Below are 16,170 nucleotides of genomic sequence, written 5' to 3'. Positions count from 1 at the left end.
TCCACGCCTACAATCACCACCGCCACCACACCGCAATCGGCGGCCCACCCGCCAGCCGCGTCCCCAACCTCTCTGGACAGAACAGCTAGGGCCTGCTTCGGCTGGGTGAGTCGAAGCGTCCGGCGCGGATCTCGCGCAGGGCGCGGCGGCGGGTGTCGCCGCGCAGGGTGTCGACGTAGAGCCGCCCGCCGAGGTGGTCGGTCTCGTGTTGCAGGGCGCGGGCCAGGAATCCGCTGCCGGTGATGGTCAGTGGCTCGCCGTGCTGGTCGACGCCGTGGGCGGTGGCGTGCAGGGCCCGCACGGTCGGGAAGTACAGCCCGGGGATGGACAGGCAGCCCTCTTCGTCGTCCTGGAGTTCGTCGGACAGTTCGAGGGTGGGGTTGATGAGGTGGCCGCGGTATCCGTCGGCGTCGTAGACGAACACCTGGGCGCTGACGCCGATCTGCGGTGCGGCGACGCCGGCGCGGCCGGGGGCGCCGAGGAGGGTGTCCATCAGGTCGGTGACGAGGGCGCGTAGCTCGGCGTCGAAGGTGGTGACCGGTTCGCATCCGGTGCGCAGGACAGGGTCGCCGATGATCCGGATGGGCCGCATGGTCATGGGGTTCAGGGTATCGCCGTGTGGTGTCGCGGTCAGCGCCCGGCCAGGGTGGCGCGGATCGGGGTGGTCTTCGCGGCGGCCTCGGCGACCTCGGCGTGTGCGTCGCTGTCCCAGGTGATGCCGCCGCCGGCCCAGGTGTGCAGTCGGTGGCCGTCGGCGGCGGCGGTGCGGATGGTCAGGCCCAGGTCGACGTGGCCCGGGGTGACCCAGCCCAGCGCGCCCATGCTGGCGCCGCGTCCGACGGGTTCGAGGGCGTTGATCTGGGTCAGGGCGGCGAGTTTCGGGGCGCCGGTGACGGAGCCGCCGGGGCAGGTGGCGCGCAGCAGGTCGGCGAGGCCGAGGCCGTCGGCGGCGGCGGCGCGCACTGTCGACTCGGCCTGCCACAGGTCGCACCAGCGGCGGACGGCGAACAGTTCGTCGACGGTGACGGTGCCGGTGCGGGCGATGCGGGCGAGGTCGTTGCGTTCCAGGTCGACGATCATGATGTGTTCGGCGCGTTCCTTGGCGCTGGCGAGCAGTTCGGCCCGGCCGGCGGCGGTGGCCGGGCGGGTGCCCTTGATCGGTCGGGTGATCACCTGCCCGTCGGTGACCTCGACGAGGGTTTCCGGGGAGGCGCAGCCGATGGCCCAGCCGTCGCCGGTGAGGACGCCGCCGTAGCGGGCGCCGGGGAGCGCGCCGAGGCGCTTCAGGGCGGGCAGCGGGTCGCCGGTGTAGGGGGCGGCGGCGTGGCCGACGAGGTTGCTCTGGTAGACGTCGCCGCGGCCGATGGCGGCGCGGACCGCGTCGACGGCGTCGGCGTGCTGGCCGGGGGTCCAGCTCTCGGCCCAGTCGCCGAGCCACCACGGTGGCGGTGGTCCGGGCCGGGCGAACCGGGTGGGGCCGTGCTGGTAGACCACGACGACGAGGTCGGGTAGGGCCGGTGCGGGCTCGGGTGCCCCGGTGGGTGCGCCGGCCAGCAGCGCCCCGGCGGCGGCGGACAGGTACAGGGCCGCGCCGCAGACCCCGGTGCCGTGCTGGCCGGTGGCGGGTCGGGTCAGGTCGTGCAGGGGTAGGCCGTGCGCGGCGAGGAACTCCTCGGCGAGGGCCGCGGGGTCGCCGCCGTCGCCGCGGGACCAGTGCAGGCGGGCGCGTTCGGTCAGCGCGCCCCGGCACGCGGCCGGCGCGGCGGGTACATCGACGGTCGCAGCCGGGCCGCCGCTCGCGGCGGTCGCAGCCGGGCCGCCGCTCGCGGCGCACACCTTTGGGAGCGTTTCCACGCCGTACGGTCCAACCTTCCTCATCCGTTCAGTGGATTTCCCGTGCACCAGGCGGGCACCTGCTCGATGCTGGACACTTTCGCTTGGTACTGTGCGTCACTGGTCATGTGAACCATGACACAGTGCCCCCACAGTCCGGAGAACCCGATGTGCCAGCACCAACCGACCTGCCCCTCCGCTGAAGCCACCGACCGGGAAGCCGCGCGGGTCCTCGCCTGCTTCCGTGAGCAGGGCTGGAGCCTGCTCTGCAACGGTGTCATCGTCTTCGAGGACACCGGCGAGCTGCTTCCTGACGGCAGCAGCATCGCACCGCACCGCGGCCCCGCCCGCCACGCTCTCGTGGCCTGACCGACCACTCAGCGTCACCGTCTAGCCGCCGTCGACCCAGGCTAGTCCCCCGGTAAGGGACGTCCCCGCCCAGGTCGCAGCGGCTGCCGGGGCAGGCCGTACCGCCCGCCCCGGCGCGCCGTCGTCAGTCCTCGAACGCCTCCGGCGACGGGCACGAGCAGACCAGGTTCCGGTCGCCGTACGCGCCGTCGATGCGCCGCACCGGCGGCCAGTACTTCCCGGCCCGGTCCACCCCGGCCGGGTACGCGCCCACCGACCGCGGGTACGCGTGCGACCACTCGTCACCGCTGACCATCGCCGCGGTGTGCGGCGCGTTTGCCAGGGGGTTGTCCCCCGCCGGCCACGCCCCGGAACCCACCTGCTCGATCTCCGCGCGGATCGCGATCATCGCGTCGCAGAACCGGTCCAGCTCGGCCAGGTCCTCGCTCTCGGTCGGCTCCACCATCAGCGTTCCCGCCACCGGGAACGACATCGTGGGCGCGTGGAAGCCGTAGTCGATCAGCCGCTTCGCCACGTCGTCGACGCTCACCCCGGTCGCCTTCGTCAACGGCCGCAGGTCGAGGATGCACTCGTGGGCCACCAGGCCCTTGTTGCCGGCGTACAGCACCGGGAAGTGCCCCCGCAGCCGCGCCGCCACGTAGTTCGCCGCGAGGACCGCCACACCGGTGGCCCGGGTCAGCCCCTCGGCGCCCATCATCCGCAGGTACGCCCACGGGATCGGCAGGATCCCCGCCGACCCGTACTTGGCCGCCGAGATCGCCGGGGTGGCGTCGACGTGCGCGCCGAGCGGGTCGCCGGGCAGGAACGGCGCCAGGTGTGCGCGCACCGCGACCGGGCCCACCCCCGGGCCGCCGCCGCCGTGCGGGATGCAGAACGTCTTGTGCAGGTTCAGGTGCGACACGTCCGCGCCGAACTTGCCGGGCTTGGCGAACCCGACCAGGGCGTTGAGGTTCGCCCCGTCGACGTACACCTGCCCGCCCGCGTCGTGGACCTTCGCGCACAGCGACGCGATACCCGTCTCGTACACACCGTGCGTGGACGGGTACGTCACCATGATCGCGGCGAGCGCGTCGCGGTGCTTGTCGATCTTCGCGTCCAGGTCGACGAGGTCGACGTTGCCGTCGTCGTCGCAGGCCACCACCACGACCCGCATCCCGGCCATCACCGCCGACGCCGCGTTCGTGCCGTGCGCCGACGACGGGATCAGACACACGTCGCGGTGCGTCTGACCCCGCGACGCGTGGTACGAGCGGATCGCCAACAGGCCGGCCAGCTCACCCTGCGAACCGGCGTTGGGCTGCACGCTGACCGCGTCGTACCCGGTCACCTCGGCCAGCCACGACTCCAGCTGACCGATCATCTCCCGGTACCCGACGGTCTGCGTGTCCGGGGCGAACGGGTGGATGTTCGCGAACTCCGCCCAGCTGACCGGCTCCATCTCGGTGGTCGCGTTCAGCTTCATCGTGCACGACCCGAGCGGGATCATGCCCCGGTCCAGGGCGTAGTCGAAGTCCGACAACCGCCGCAGGTAGCGCAGCATCGCCGTCTCCGAGTGGTGGCTGCGGAACACCGGGTGGGTGAGGAAGTCGGTCGTGCGCGTCAGGTCGACGGGCAGGGCGGCGTCCCCGTCGGCGTCGAACGCGGGCACCCCGAACGCCGCCCACACCTGCGCCAGGTGCGCGTCGGTCGTGGTCTCGTCGCAGGACACCCCCACCCGGTCGGCGTCGACCAGCCGCAGGTTGACACCACGCTCCGCGGCGGCGGCCACCACCTCGGCAGCCCTCCCGGGCACGGTCGCGGTGACGGTGTCGAAGAACGCGACGTCCGCGACGTCGACCCCACCGGCGCGCAACCCGGCCGCGAGCCGCGCCGCCATCGCATGGGTACGCGTCGCGATGGCGCGCAGCCCGTCCGGGCCGTGGTACACGGCGTACATGCCGGCCATCACGGCCAGGAGCACCTGCGCGGTGCAGATGTTGCTGGTCGCCTTCTCCCGGCGGATGTGCTGCTCACGGGTCTGCAACGCCAACCGGTAGGCCGGGTTACCGTCCGCGTCACGCGACACCCCGACCAGGCGCCCGGGCAGCATCCGCTCCAGGCCCGAACGCACCGCCAGGTAACCGGCGTGCGGCCCACCGAATCCCATGGGTACGCCGAAACGCTGGGTGGTGCCGGCGGCGATGTCCGCGCCGATCTCCCCCGGTGCGCGCAGCAGCGTCAACGCCAGCAGGTCCGCCGCCACGGTCACCAGGGCGCCGACGGCGTGCGCCGCCTCCACGAGGCCGGCGTGGTCGCGCACCGCCCCGGACGCCCCCGGATACTGCAGGTGCAGGCCGAAGAACTCCGCCGGCAACTCGTCACGCTCGACGTCGAGGACCCGCACGTCGATGCCGAGCGGCACCGCCCGGCTGGTGATCACCGCGATGGCCTGCGGCAACGCGTCGGCGTCGACGACGTACACGCCGCTCTTGCTCTTGGAGGCCCGCCGCGCCAGGGTCATCGCCTCCGCCGCCGCGGTGCCCTCGTCGAGCATGGAGGCGTTCGCGGTGGCCAGGCCGGTCAGGTCGGTGACCATGGTCTGGAAGTTCAGCAGCGCCTCCAGCCGGCCCTGGCTGATCTCCGGCTGGTACGGCGTGTACGCCGTGTACCAGGCCGGGTCCTCCAGGACGTTGCGGCGGATCACCGCCGGGGTGTGCGTGCCGTGGTACCCGAGCCCGATCATGGAGACGGCCACGGTGTTACGCGCCGCGAGGGCCCGCAGCTCGGCGATCGTCTCGGCCTCGGTGGCCGCCTCGGGCAGGTCGAGGGTGCCGTGCCAGCGGATCACCTCGGGGATCGCGGCGTCCATCAGCTCGTCGATCGAGTCGTGCCCGACGACCTCCAGCATCCGACGCTCGTCGTCGGGGCCGGGACCGATGTGACGGGTGGCGAACTGCTCTACGGTCATCAGGGCACTCCCGGGGCGAGGTCGACGTGTCGGCCTCCCCCTCTGTCGCACCCACGGGGGCACTCCACAGTGCCTGCCCACGAGGTCCTTTTGCCTGAGAGGTTCCGGGGAGGATTTGCCCCTTCGGCGCCGCCCTGCGTGCTGTCGGGCGGTCTCTCCCACGTGGGTGTTACCGGCGTGGTCAACGCTACCAGCGTCGGTGTTTCCGGCGGATGTCCTCCCCCGGGGGGCCGATGTCCCACCCCCCGGGGCCGGGGCGCCCACCCGGGGCCGGCCCGTCAGACCCCCAGCGGCGCCCCGGCGCCGACCCGCGTGGCCAGCTGCGGCAGCACCGCGCCCAGCGGCGCGTCGACGCACACGGTGGCGTGACCGTCACCCCGGGTCGGCCCCTGGTTGACGATCGCGACCGGGATGCCCCGTTTCGCGGCCCGAATCACGAACCGACGCCCCGACATCACCGTCAACGACGACCCGAGCACCAGCAACGCGCGGGCCTGCTCCACGGCCGCGAAACACCGCGCCACCCGCTGCGGCGGCACCGTCTCACCGAAGAACACCACGTCCGGTTTCAGCATCCCGGTGCCGCAGATCCCGCAGTCCACCGGCCGGAACGCCTCCACCTGCTCATCGGGGAGATCAACATCACCGTCCGGGTTGACGGCGGCGACGCGGGCCACGAACTCCGGGTTGGCCTCGCGCAACCGCCGGTGCAGCTCCTCCCGGGAGGTCAGGTTGCCGCAGTCCAGACAGGTAACCTCGTCGAGGCGACCGTGCAACTCGATCACCGACGGGCTGCCGGCCGCACCGTGCAGACCGTCGACGTTCTGGGTGATGACCGTGTCGACCAGCCCGGCGTGCTGCAGCCCGGCCACCGCCCGGTGCCCGGCGTTGGGCGCCGCGCCCGCGATCAGCCGCCAGCCCAGGTGGCTGCGCGCCCAGTAGCGGCGCCGGGCCAGCGGATCGCGGGTGAACGCCTGGAAGGTCATCGGCGTGTGCCGCCGCGCCACCCCGCTGGGCCCCCGGTAATCCGGAATTCCCGACTCGGTGGACAGGCCGGCGCCGCTGAGCACCACCACCCCACCGCCGGCCACCAGCGAGGTCAACGCGTCGAAGCTCTCCGTCACCTCTCCATGCTGCCTCAATAGGGCCGCTGACGCCGAGCCCGCGCCGGGTGGGCGGCCCCACCCGGCGCGGACGACGGCTATCCGGCGACGACGGTTGTGCGGCTAGGACGTCGGCGACGACGGTTGTGCGGCGACGACGTCGGCGACGACGCAGGCGATGTTGTCCGGCGCCCCCTCGGCCCGCGCCAGATCGATCAGCGCCCGCACCGTGTCCTCGGGGTCGTCCGTCGCGGCCAACGCCGACCCCAACCCGGCCCGGTCGACGACCGCGGACAGCCCGTCGGAGCACAACAGGTACCGGTCACCCGGCACCGCGGTACGCAGCGCCAGATCCGCCTCGACCTGCCGGCCGCCACCGAGGGCACGCACCAGCACCGCGCGCTGCGGATGCGTCGCGGCCTGGTCCCGGTCGAGCCGACCCTGATCAACCTGGGTCTGCACCCAGGTGTGATCCTGCGTGAGCAACGACAACTCACCGCCGCGCAGCAGGTAGGCCCGGGTGTCACCGACGTGCACCAGCGCCAGCCGGGAACCGCTGAGCAGCAGCGCGGTCAGCGTCGTGACGGGCTGGTCGGTGTCGGTGGCCAACCCGTGCACGGCACGGTCGGCGGCGCTCACCGCCCCGCCCAGCATCGTCAGCAGGTCCGCGCCCGGCACGTCGGTCAGGGCCAACGGCTTCAGGGCGTCGACGGCGGCGGCGCTGGCCGCCGCGCCGCCGGGCCCCCGCATCCCGTCGGCCACGGCGAGCAACCGCTCGCTGGCGTACGCGGTGTCCTCGTTGCTGTCGCGCACCAGCCCGGTGTCACAACCGGCGGCAGAGCGAACGACAACTGTGGGATCCGGGTCAGACATGGTGGTACCCCCTTCAGACAGGTGGTCCACGAGGAGGGTGGCGAGCCGGGCGCGGGCCGCGGTGTCGGCGCTGACCTGCCGCCAGTACGCGGTGACCGCCTCCGCCGCCGCTGCCGGCTCCAGGTCACACACGACCCGGATCGTCGCCAGCGGCATACCGAGCCGACGCAACTGGGCGACCAGCCGCGCCACCGGCAGCTGAGCCGGGTCGTAGAGCCGGTAACCGGACTCCGGATCGACAGCGGCCGGCACCAGCAGCCCACCCTGGTCGTACAGGCGCAACGCCTTCGGCGTCAGCCTCGCCGCCCGGGCGAACGCCCCGATGGTCATCAGCCCCACGTCGACATCCTCCTCGCGCCGGTCACGGCGACCGGCACCCACCAGGCTCAGGGTTGCCCGAAGGTCAAGGTCAAGCCGATGACGCCGCCCGCACCCCCGGTAGGTTGGGCGTATGCGCGTCGTCATCGCCGGAGGCCACGGCAGGATCGCCCTACTGGTGCAACGCCACCTCGTCGAGCGCGGCGACACCGCCGTCGGCCTCATCCGCAACCCCGAGCAGACCGCGACGCTGCGCGCCGCCGGCGCCACCCCCGTCGTCTGCGACCTGGAACACACCCCGCCCGAACAGGTGGCCGAGCACCTGCGCGGCGCCGACGCGGTGGTCTTCGCCGCCGGCGCGGGCCCCGGCAGCGGCGCCGCCCGCAAGGACACCGTCGACCGGGCCGCCGCCGCGCTGCTCGCCGACGCCGCCACCCACGCCGGCGTCCACCGCTACCTGCTCGTCTCCTCCATGGGCGTGGACACACCACCCGCCCCCGGCAGCGACGACGTGTGGGCGGCGTACCTGCGCGCCAAACGCGCCGCCGAGGACGACCTGCGCCGCCGCGACCTGGCCTGGACGGTGCTGCGACCCGGCCGGCTCACCGACGACCCACCCACCGGGCGGGTCACCCTCACCCCACACGCCGGTAGTGGCGCGATCAGCCGCACCGACGTCGCCCACGTCCTCGCCGCGCTGCTCGACGAACCCCGCACCACCGGCGCGACACTGGAACTCGTCGACGGACCCACCCCGATCGTCGAGGCCGTCCGCGCCGCCGCCAGCTGACCGACCCGTCGCACCGCAAGGGGCTCGGCTGACACCCACCCACCAGGTGCGGCCCTCAGCCGCCCAGGCGGTGCGCGGCGACCAACACCGGCCCACCGGGGACCGTCGGAAAACGCCGAACGTCACCCAACCCGGCCCCCGCCAGCACCTCCGCCATCCGGTCGGCGTCGAAGGCGTTGCCGCCGTTGCGGACGGCGTTCCACCGGTCGACGGCCGCCCGCAACGGATCCCCGGCCGGCGGATTGGTGCCGGCCACCAGCCAGCCACCGGGTCGCAGCGCCTGCACCAACCGGGGCAACGCGGACGCCAACGTCTGCTGGGGAAGAAACGGCGCCGGCACCCACACCAGGTCGTACCCCTCCGGCTCGGCCACGTCCGCGACGTCCTGCCGGCGCACACTGATCCGGTCCGCGACGTCGCGCGCCTCGGCCAACTCCCCGCGGGCCAGGTCCAACGCCCGCTGCAGCACGTCGATGCCCACCACCGACACCCGGGGCAACGCGCGGGCCAGGGCGACAGCCAACGCCGCCACGCCGGTCCCCACGTCCAGCACCCGGGCATCCGCCGAGTCCAAGCGCTCCGCCAGCCCCGCCAACTCGGGCACCACCCGGGTCGCCAACGCCCGGCCGGTCGCCGCCGACGCCCGACCCTGATGCAGCAACACCTCGTCATCGACCTGCGCCCAGCCGACGCCACCCCCGCCGGACGGCTCCTGCGCCGCCGCGGCGACCGCCTGCCGCAGCGAACTCAACCGCGCCTGCACCGCGCTGCGGCCGGTCGGCCCGTCGGCAGGCACCAGCGACGGGTGCGCGACCGGCGTCCCGCCGTCCCAGGACAGCAGACCGGCGGCCTCCAGTACCGCGCTGCGGTGCGGCGACGCCGCGAGGACCTCGGCGAGCGGGGCCGACAGGGCGTCACTCATGGTGCCGACAGCGGCCGCCAGCGCCCACGCCGACGCCTCCAACGCCGCGAGGGGGTCCGCCGACCCGCCGGATGGAGACGGTGATACCGACACGACAGGGCCTCTCCCCGGGGGCGGGCCACCGGTCAGCCCCGCCTGGCCCCTCCGACTATGCCACCGCCGCCAGCGCACCGGGTGGGGTCCACGTCAGCGCACCCCACCCGGCGACTCAGCGCTGCTGGTGCCGCGGCAACGCCGACTGACCCACCACACCACCCACGAACGGCGCCCCCGGCGTCTCCGCCGCGATCCGATCCATCGTGCGGGCCAACTGCTCACTGCCGTCGTCGAGATGCCGCGCCGCCGCCTGCATGTGCGACACCATCATCTCGCCGAAGATCCGCAACGCCTCCCGGGTCGCCACCGTGTCGTCGAAGCTCGACCCCGCCGCGCTGCGGTACTCCGCCACCGCCCGCTCCGCCTCCTGCTTCGCCTCCGCCTCCGCCGCGTGCAGGTAACTCTCGTACTGCACCCGGGCGTACTCGGCGACCCGACGCGCGTAGTCATGCGCCTGCGCGATGATCTGCTCGGCCTCCCGCTGCGCCGCCGACAACAGATTCACCTCCCGCGCCGCCGGGACCTTCGCCGCCGCCCCCGTACTCGGGATCACCCCGTGCCGGTGCAACTCCACCCGGTCGGTCAGCCGCTCGTTCTCCGCCCGCAACGTCGCGATCTGCGTCGCCAACAGGTCCAACTCGTCAGCGACCTGCACCCGGAACCGGTCCACATCAGCGTTGTCGTAACCACGCCGAGCGAACGACGCCGCACCGAACTCCCACCGCCGAACCCGGTCGGCGGTCATCCGCACCTGCACACCGCCGGACACCTGCACCCCGTCATACCGACTGATCGGCGTCGCACTCACCTGTGCCCACCTCCCGAAGTGCCACCCGCAGCCGACTGCTGCACCGCCGTGCGCCACGCCGGGCCGTACCACTGCGTGCCCAGGCCCTCGTGGTGCACCTGACCCGCGTGGTAGCCCGCCTGCACCAACGTCCGCACCGCGTGCGACACCATCTCGTCCGACCCACACACGAACACGTGCCGGGACCGCCAGTCACCGTCGGCCAACGCCCGGTCCACCGCCTGCACGAACTCCCCCGGCCGGTGCACGTCGGCACCGACCACGTACGTCACCGTCAACCACGGATACGACGACGCCAACTTGTCGATCGCATCGCTGTCGTAGAACTCGCTACGGGACCGGGCCCCCACATACAGGTCCACCCGCCGGCGGGAACCCTCCGCGGCCACCTGCTCCACCAACGCCTTCATCGGCGCCCAGCCGGTACCCGACACCAACAGCAACAGGTCACTGGAGCCCGCCGCCCACAACCCCAGCCGGTCCCCCACCGGCGCCGCCAGGTGGACCCGATCCCCCACCGCCGACCCGTACACCAGCCGCGACGACACCGCACCACCCGGCGCGGCCCGCACATGCAACTCCAACGTGCCGTCCGCCCGCGGCGCGTTCGCCGGCGAGTAGTACCGCCACGACCGCACCGACGGGTGCGACACCCCGATCGACTGACCCGGCGTGAACGGCAACAGATACTGCGGACGCACCGTCAACACCGCCACGTCGAACGCCCGCCGCTCATGCGCCACGATCTCCGACACCCACCACGGCGGATTGACCGCCTCAGCGGCCTGCGCGGCCTCCACCATCACCTGGGCGACCAACCCGTACGCCGCCGTCCAGTCCGCAGCCAACTCGTCGGTCCACTGCTCGGCGAGGAAATGCTGCAACGTCGCCACCAGCGCCTCACCGACCGCCGGATAGTGTTCCGCGCGGACCGCGAACTTGCGGTGATCCGCGCCGAGATCCTGCAGGAAACCCACCAGCCGATCCACCTGGTCCACGTTGGACACGATGTGACCCAACGCGGTCACGAGGCGGTCCCGCTGACCGGCCATGTTCGTAGGGAACATCTGCCGCGTCTCGGGATGGGCGAGGAACAACGTCGAGTAGAAGTAGAGCGGCACCTGGTCGCCGTGACCGGCGACCACCGACCAGCTCTGCTTGAGGCGAGCGGCGTCCACGCTCAGACGCCCGACCTGTTCCCGGCAGCCACCACCTGGCCCTGCACCTGCCCCAGCACCGTCTGCACATCGGCGATGACGTCCGCCGGCACTCCGAGCTCCGTCAGCGTCACCGTCAGGTACTCGCCCACCTTCGCGTAGTGCCCCACCGTGATGTTCAACGGCTGGTGCGCCTCGTCCAAGCCGCGACCCGTGTACTCGTTCGGACCACCCAGCACCACGGTCAACATCAACGCCAGATGCCGCCGCTGACCCGCCATGTCCACGCCAGCGAAATAGCCCGCCAACTCCGGGTCCGCGAGCACCTTGTCGTAGAACAGCTCAACCGCCGCCTTGACCGAACTGGCACCGCCAATGCGGTCGTAGTGCGAGGCGGGAACAGTTTCTTCCGTAACCGTCACGGTCGTTCCTTCCGGGGGGTGAAGGGTCCAGAACCGTGAGGGACCATAGCGTGTCAACCGCCCCCGGTCAGCGCCCCCATATCGGATTCCCGACAACACGACGACACGGTGCGTCACCACTACCGATGGGTATCTCCACAATGGGCAACCAACACGACACCCACCGTATCCACAGTGGACCGGCACGGCCGATCAACCCCCGCCACCGTCACCGACCGTCGCGAGAAAACAACCGGAAAAAAACCGAAAGACCGAACCGTCAGCCGGCGCGCCGCCGCGCCCGCCGCGCCGCCAACTCGTCACCCACCGGATCCGGCCCCGCCGCCACCACCGGCTCCACCGGGCCGCTCGTCGCCGGCTCCGCCGGCAGATGCGACAACGAACCCTGGATCTCCTTGAACGCCCCACCGATCGCGATGCCGAAGACCCCCTGGCCACCCTGCAACAGGTCGACCACCTCCTCCGGAGACCGGCACTCGTACACCGTCGTCCCATCAGAGATCAGCGTGATCCCCGCCAGATCCTCCACACCACGCGACCGCAACGCCTCGATCGCCTTACGGATGTTCTGCAGGGACACCCCCGCATCCAACAACCGCTTCACGACCTTCAACACCACCAGGTCCCGGAACGAATACAACCGCTGCGTCCCCGAACCCGAGGCATCACGAACGCTCGGCACCACCAGCGTCGTCCGCGCCCAGTAATCCAACTGCCGGTAACTGATGCCCACCGCATGGCAGGCCGTCACACCCCGGTAACCAACCGAACCGTCACCCTCAGCCGCCACACCTGGCGACGAGGCACCCGACTCGTCGAACTCTGCACCCGGATCGGAATCCCGCGGCTCGTGCATCCGGACAACCTCCCCGTCAGTGTGGCGACGCATCGTTTCCGGGACGCGCACCCCTCGACATGGAAACCCTATCGTCACCGTCAGGGGTTACCACGGAGGAACCGACGCGACACGCCGCGCAGCCACCGAGAAAGATCACCAACCGGGCCCAGGCACACCTCAGCCCGCGAAATCCTCCGGACGCACCTGCTCCAGGAACTCGCGGAACTTCTCCACCTCGTCCTCCTGCTCATCAGGGATAACGATCCCCGCCTCGCTGAGGACCTGCTCCGCACAACGAATCGGCGCACCAACCCGCAACGCCAACGCGATCGAATCGCTCGGCCGCGCCGACACCCGCACCCCATCGCCGATCAACAGATCAGCGTAGAAGACGTTCTCCTTCAGCTCGGTGATCTCCACCGCCTGCAAGGGCGCCTTCAACGCCGCCAACACGTCCCGCAGAAGGTCATGCGTCAACGGCCGGGCCGGCTTGACCCCCTGCTGCTCATAAGCGATAGCCGTCGCCTCGACCGCGCCGATCCAGATCGGCAGATAGCGGTCCCCCTCGACCTCCCTGAGCAGGACGATCGGCTGGTTGCTGGGCAGCTCCACCCGAACTCCGACCACGCTCAGCTCGCGCACCGCCGCCTCCGTGTCGTTGTCACCTACGCCGCACCGCGCCCTTCCCTGCACCGTACACGGACCGCAACACGGCCGTCCCATGCGCTACAGCACCACGTCCGCGCCGAAAAGGGGTTACCCCGGCAAGCCTACGGCACGCTTCCCGGAAGAGATCTTTCCGCTCAGCCGCCACCCACCGGGCACCCTCACCGACCCAACGTCGACCGCAGCCCCACCCGCACCAACGCCGCGTGCAACTGCTCCGACAACGCCACCAACTCCCGCGCCGTCTCCGCCGCCCGCGCCCGCGCCGCCGGATCACTCTGCCGCGCCAACGGCGCCACCAACTGCGCGAACAAACCGACCTCCCGGTCCGCCGCCGTCCGATAACCCCGCAGGTGCCGCGGCTCCAACCCGTACGCCGCCAACCCCGCCACCGCCGACGCGATGATCAGAGCATCAGCGTCATACCAACCCGGCGGATCCGACACCAGCACACCGAGCCGCTCCAACTCCACCAACGTCGACTCGTCGATCCCACTACGCGCCACCAGATCCGCCCGGCCGAGCCGCACCTGCGACGACTCGGCCGGCTCCGCGAACTCACGACCCGGCACCGCACCATCAGGACCAACCGCCACCAACGCCGGCCGCGACCGCTCCGGCTGCTCACCGGACGAATCCCACTGGGCCAACTGCTCCCGAATCACCCGCAACGGCAGGTACCTGTCCCGCTGCGCGGTCAACACAAACCGCAACCGCGCCACATCGTCCCAGCTGTACTTCCGGTAACCCGCCGCCGTCCGCTGCGGCTCGACCAAACCCTCGGCCTCAAGAAACCGCAGCTTCGAAATCGTGGTATCCGGAAAATCCACCCGCAACTGCCCAAGCACCTCACCGATGCTCATCAGCGGCTCAGACCGAGCCGCCCCGGGTGACATGGAGGCCGCAGGCTCGTTCACCCCCGGCCGGCCTCCTCCTCCGGGCGCGGACCGGCGATGAACACCACCCGGAACTTACCGATCTGAACCTCGTCACCATTGCTCAACGTGGCCGCCTCGACCCGCTCACGATTGACGTACGTGCCATTCAGGCTACCCACGTCCCGCACCGTGAACGTCCCACCATCACGGTGGAACTCCGCGTGCCGACGCGACACCGTCACGTCATCCAGGAAGATGTCACTGTCCGGGTGCCGGCCACTGGTCGTCACATCGTGGTCCAACAAGAACCGGGCACCCGCATTCGGACCTCGACGAACCACCAGCAGCGCCATACCCGGCGGCAACGAACCGGACATCCGGCTCGGCACCACATCGGTATCCGGCCCCTCCAGCACTTCGTCGAGCGAACCGAGATTGAGCGTCGAAGTGACGTCGAGTGGGGGGAACTCGTCGTCTGGCCGCGTCATGGGACCACCTCACGGATCTGTTCGGTCGGCGTCGGGTAATGGCGGGTCTGGCCGCCGGGCACTTGAACACCCGGCGGCTGGCTCCCCGTGCCCGGGAAGGCAATTCCGCAACGCTCAACTATTGGGTTCTCGGTCGACTGGGCGAGCCTAGCCAGCGCCGAAATGCAGGGCAACCGGACGCGCGCAGACATCCCGCGCACCGGATCAAGCACACTCAGCCTTCGGTGATCTTCTGATACGCGGCCGCCGTCAGCAACCCATCCGTCGCAGTCGGATCGTTCGGCGTGATCTCCACCAACCAACCCTCACCGTACGGATCAGTGTTGATCAGCTCAGGCGTGTCAGCCAACGCATCATTGCGCGCCGCCACCGTACCGGCCACCGGCGCGTAGATCTCCGACACGTTCTTGGTCGACTCGATCTCACCCAACGAGTCACCGGCCGCGACCACCGCACCCGCCTCGGGCAACTGCACGTACACGATGTCACCGAGCGCGTCCTGCGCGAAGTGGGTGATGCCGACCCGGACCGAAGCCGTGCCGTCACCCGCCACCCACTCATGCTCGGCGGTGTATCGCAGATCCTCGGGAATCACCAGACGCGTCCTTCATCCATCGGTGCCCCGGACCCACCCGGGTCCGGCGCGGCCGCGCCGGTCAGGAGACCGGACGGGCGTGTTCCAACTTGATCGGCACGTGCAGCGCCGAAACCTCGGCAACCTCACGCTCCCCAAACGTCACGTTACCGCCGTCACCCCGGACCGACGCCACCACCCCACCAGGAATGTTCAACGCCGTACGCATCGTCGCCGGATCACCGATCACCGTGATCGTGTACGGCCCCGACAACCGACGCCCCTCCACCATCAACGACCCGTTGTCCCCATCGAGGAAGTACGTCGACGCGATGATCCGCACCGTCGCCCGATCCCCACCGGAAATCTGCATCGCCTCGGCGCCCGCACCACGCAGCTCCTGCACCGCGTCCAACACCCGGTTCGCCGAAATCGGCTTCACACCGCCGTCGAACTGCACAGTCAACCCCGGACCCACCGCCGGCAACGTCCCCGCCAGGATGCCCAACTCGTCCGCCCGCCGCGTCGCCTCATCCAACGCCGCCTGACGACCCTGCTCACCCGAGCGCAACTGCCGCTGACTGTCCTCCAGAGCCCTGATGTCCTGCTGCAGGCGATTCTCCCGCGCATCCAGATCCGACAGGATCCGGACCAGGTCCTCCTGCCGGGTGGCACCCAGAGTCGGGTCCGTCGACGTCGTCTTCAACTGCACGACCAACGTGAACCCCAGCAACGCCAACAACGCGGCGATCATCACCCCGGCCGCACTCCACCGGGACCGACCAGCCACCACCGGCGCCGCCGACTTCCCCACCGGCTCCGCCAACCCGTCGGAACCCGCAACCGGCTGCTCCCCCGACCGCGACACCGCGCTCAGGTCCACCGTCGCGCCATCGTCGACCGGCTCCACACCCGGCTCGACCACAGGCTCGTCATCCGCCGGCGCCTGCGGCGCCAACGGGCTCAACTCGTCCGGATCCGGCGCATCCGGCCGCGGATCCGGCTCACCCGCCGGCCCACCCGGCCGCACCGGACCCGCCGGCTGCGGCCACCCGGTCCCCGTGTCGGTCTGCTCGTCATTCATCGCA

17 protein-coding genes and 1 riboswitch are annotated in these 16,170 nt (G+C 71.3%); of the genes, 2 read left to right on the top strand and 15 right to left on the bottom strand.

Annotated features, from left to right (window positions below; genetic code table 11):
• Positions 1–85: 85 nt before the first annotated feature.
• Entirely contained in the window at positions 86–598 is a 513-nt protein-coding gene (locus ACIBEF_RS30300; RefSeq protein WP_396796749.1) for a peptide deformylase, read from the bottom strand.
• A gap of 32 nt (positions 599–630) precedes the next feature.
• A complete protein-coding gene (locus tag ACIBEF_RS30295; protein WP_396796747.1) occupies positions 631–1,878 on the bottom strand; it encodes a chorismate-binding protein in 1,248 nt (415 codons plus the stop codon).
• A 123-nt stretch (positions 1,879–2,001) separates the two neighbouring features.
• Here ACIBEF_RS30295 and ACIBEF_RS30290 point away from each other — a divergent pair, with 123 nt between their 5' ends.
• Complete coding sequence (locus ACIBEF_RS30290) at positions 2,002–2,202, top strand: DUF5999 family protein (RefSeq protein ID WP_007460326.1); 201 nt, start codon at positions 2,002–2,004, stop codon at positions 2,200–2,202.
• Between the two features lie 124 nt (positions 2,203–2,326).
• Here ACIBEF_RS30290 and gcvP read toward each other — a convergent pair whose 3' ends face one another.
• The 3 genes from gcvP to ACIBEF_RS30275 form a co-directional block, all read right to left on the bottom strand.
• Complete coding sequence (gcvP, locus tag ACIBEF_RS30285; protein WP_396796746.1) at positions 2,327–5,149, bottom strand: aminomethyl-transferring glycine dehydrogenase; 2,823 nt, start codon at positions 5,147–5,149, stop codon at positions 2,327–2,329.
• Positions 5,150–5,221: 72 nt separating this feature from the next.
• Positions 5,222–5,320, bottom strand: a riboswitch (glycine riboswitch).
• A 107-nt stretch (positions 5,321–5,427) separates the two neighbouring features.
• The gene (locus tag ACIBEF_RS30280) at positions 5,428–6,273 is read right to left on the bottom strand and encodes an NAD-dependent protein deacetylase (RefSeq protein WP_396796744.1); all 846 of its coding nucleotides are present in this window, start codon (positions 6,271–6,273) and stop codon (positions 5,428–5,430) included.
• 102 nt (positions 6,274–6,375) lie between these two features.
• Positions 6,376–7,464, bottom strand: coding sequence for a MerR family transcriptional regulator (locus ACIBEF_RS30275; protein ID WP_396796752.1), 1,089 nt, complete (start codon positions 7,462–7,464; stop codon positions 6,376–6,378).
• Between the two features lie 112 nt (positions 7,465–7,576).
• Between ACIBEF_RS30275 and ACIBEF_RS30270 the strand changes: the two genes are divergently transcribed.
• The gene (locus ACIBEF_RS30270; RefSeq protein ID WP_396796743.1) at positions 7,577–8,233 is read left to right on the top strand and encodes an SDR family oxidoreductase; all 657 of its coding nucleotides are present in this window, start codon (positions 7,577–7,579) and stop codon (positions 8,231–8,233) included.
• A 55-nt stretch (positions 8,234–8,288) separates the two neighbouring features.
• Here the strand turns inward: ACIBEF_RS30270 and ACIBEF_RS30265 are convergent, their stop codons facing one another.
• The 10 genes from ACIBEF_RS30265 to ACIBEF_RS30220 all read right to left on the bottom strand — a co-directional run bounded on the left by ACIBEF_RS30265 (position 8,289) and on the right by ACIBEF_RS30220 (position 16,166).
• Positions 8,289–9,248 carry an SAM-dependent methyltransferase gene (locus ACIBEF_RS30265; RefSeq protein ID WP_396796741.1) on the bottom strand — a complete coding sequence of 320 codons (960 nt, stop codon included), beginning with the start codon at positions 9,246–9,248 and terminating at the stop codon, positions 8,289–8,291.
• Between the two features lie 115 nt (positions 9,249–9,363).
• Positions 9,364–10,059 carry a DivIVA domain-containing protein gene (locus tag ACIBEF_RS30260; RefSeq protein WP_112587029.1) on the bottom strand — a complete coding sequence of 232 codons (696 nt, stop codon included), beginning with the start codon at positions 10,057–10,059 and terminating at the stop codon, positions 9,364–9,366.
• Complete coding sequence (locus tag ACIBEF_RS30255) at positions 10,056–11,237, bottom strand: globin domain-containing protein (RefSeq protein WP_396796740.1); 1,182 nt, start codon at positions 11,235–11,237, stop codon at positions 10,056–10,058. The genes ACIBEF_RS30260 and ACIBEF_RS30255 overlap by 4 nt, the downstream gene beginning before the upstream one ends.
• A gap of 2 nt (positions 11,238–11,239) precedes the next feature.
• Positions 11,240–11,638, bottom strand: a complete 399-nt coding sequence (locus ACIBEF_RS30250) for a group 1 truncated hemoglobin (RefSeq protein WP_393226381.1) — start codon at positions 11,636–11,638, stop codon at positions 11,240–11,242.
• Between the two features lie 259 nt (positions 11,639–11,897).
• Positions 11,898–12,494 carry a MerR family transcriptional regulator gene (locus tag ACIBEF_RS30245; protein WP_355007555.1) on the bottom strand — a complete coding sequence of 199 codons (597 nt, stop codon included), beginning with the start codon at positions 12,492–12,494 and terminating at the stop codon, positions 11,898–11,900.
• Positions 12,495–12,653: 159 nt separating this feature from the next.
• Positions 12,654–13,118 (bottom strand): bifunctional nuclease family protein, encoded by a 465-nt coding sequence (locus ACIBEF_RS30240; RefSeq protein ID WP_030327706.1) that lies wholly within the window; start codon positions 13,116–13,118, stop codon positions 12,654–12,656.
• A gap of 185 nt (positions 13,119–13,303) precedes the next feature.
• The gene (locus ACIBEF_RS30235) at positions 13,304–14,005 is read right to left on the bottom strand and encodes a MerR family transcriptional regulator (protein WP_357227673.1); all 702 of its coding nucleotides are present in this window, start codon (positions 14,003–14,005) and stop codon (positions 13,304–13,306) included.
• A 50-nt stretch (positions 14,006–14,055) separates the two neighbouring features.
• Positions 14,056–14,508, bottom strand: a complete 453-nt coding sequence (locus ACIBEF_RS30230; RefSeq protein ID WP_007071101.1) for an FHA domain-containing protein — start codon at positions 14,506–14,508, stop codon at positions 14,056–14,058.
• A 214-nt stretch (positions 14,509–14,722) separates the two neighbouring features.
• Positions 14,723–15,103 carry a glycine cleavage system protein GcvH gene (gene gcvH, locus ACIBEF_RS30225; protein WP_396796739.1) on the bottom strand — a complete coding sequence of 127 codons (381 nt, stop codon included), beginning with the start codon at positions 15,101–15,103 and terminating at the stop codon, positions 14,723–14,725.
• Between the two features lie 61 nt (positions 15,104–15,164).
• Positions 15,165–16,166: a DUF881 domain-containing protein gene (locus tag ACIBEF_RS30220; protein ID WP_396796738.1), complete on the bottom strand. Its 1,002-nt coding sequence runs from the start codon at positions 16,164–16,166 to the stop codon at positions 15,165–15,167.
• Positions 16,167–16,170 lie beyond the last annotated feature (4 nt).

This window comes from Micromonospora sp. NPDC050795 (assembly GCF_044456785.1).
GTDB lineage: Bacteria > Actinomycetota > Actinomycetes > Mycobacteriales > Micromonosporaceae > Micromonospora.
The sequence above is the reverse complement of the archived record's forward strand: the minus strand, read 5'-3'. Positions and strand labels throughout refer to the sequence as shown.